1 protein-coding gene is annotated in these 1,322 nt (G+C 44.3%); it reads right to left on the minus strand.

The window, feature by feature from the left end:
- A partial coding sequence (xylA, locus tag ACLI1A_RS19520; RefSeq protein ID WP_411410374.1) for a xylose isomerase occupies positions 1 to 1,322 on the minus strand: 1,322 nt, incomplete at its 3' end.

A 1,322-nucleotide genomic window follows, 5' to 3' on the forward strand; every position in this document is an offset into this window, starting at 1 on the left:
TAGTAAGCGTTAGCAATAATTTGTTCAAACAGTTCTTGTTTACCGCTTATAGGTGTAGGTTCTCCATTCTGACGTGCAATGGCGTTTAGGTTTTCAAGGGTTAGTTCACCTTTTTCAAACTGTTTTCCGTTACCACCGTCAAATGATGCATAGCGCTCAGTGCGCAGTGTTGTATAGTTTGTGTTTGTAAGTATATGTTCGGCTGTTATAAGTCCGCGTGCAAAAACATCCATACCGCTTATGTGGGCTATGAATTTGTCTTCAATGTCTATTGAGTTACGGCGTACTTTAGCATCAAAGTTTACACCACCACCCTGCATACCACCTGCCTGAAGGAATACAAGCATGGCCTGGGTAACTTCGTAGATGTCGATTGGGAATTGGTCAGTGTCCCATCCGTTTTGGTAGTCACCACGGTTAGCATCAATACTGCCCAGCATACCTGCATTAGCAGCTACTTGTAGTTCGTGCTCAAAAGTGTGGCTTGCCAGTGTAGCGTGGTTAACTTCAATGTTTAGTTTAAAGTCGTCTTTAAGGCCGTACTGGTTAAGGAAACCTACACAGGTAGCAGCATCAAAGTCGTACTGGTGCTTCATTGGTTCCATTGGCTTAGGCTCAATAAAGAATGTTCCTTTAAAGCCTTCCTTGCGTGCATAATCGCGACACATAGCAAGGAACATAGCCAAGTGTTCCTGCTCGCGTTTCATGTCAGTGTTTAAAAGGCTCATGTAACCTTCGCGGCCACCCCAGAAAACGTAACCGTCTCCGTTTAGTGCTATGGTAGCATCAATAGCTATTTTAGCCTGAGCACCTGCATATGCTACTACATCAAAATTAGGGTTTGTAGAAGCCCCGTTCATAAAACGTGGGTTGCTAAACAGGTTGCTGGTACCCCAAAGTAGTTTAATACCGGTTTCCTGTTGTTTTTGTTTTGCGTATTCCACCATAGCCTGTATGCGGTCTTCAAACTCAGCAAGGGTTGGCGCTTCGTCTACAAGGTCTACATCGTGGAAACAGTAGTACGGTATACCAAGCTTCTCCATAAATTCAAAACCGGCATCCATTTTATCTTTAGCACGCGCTACGGCGTTATCCTTTGCATTCCACGCGTGTGTTTCGGTACCCGGACCAAAAGGGTCGTTACCGGTGTTGCATAGTGTGTGCCACCATGCCATGGCAAACTTAAAGTGCTCTTTAAGCGTTTTGCCAGCTACCACACGATTTTCATCATACCATTTAAAAGCAAGTGGGTTGTTGCTCTCGCGACCCTCAAACTTTATTTTGTCTACCGATTTAAAGTAAGCTTGTTTAGTTGTACTCAT

The organism is Flavobacterium sp. RHBU_3, assembly GCF_046613565.1.
Lineage (GTDB): Bacteria > Bacteroidota > Bacteroidia > Flavobacteriales > Flavobacteriaceae > Flavobacterium.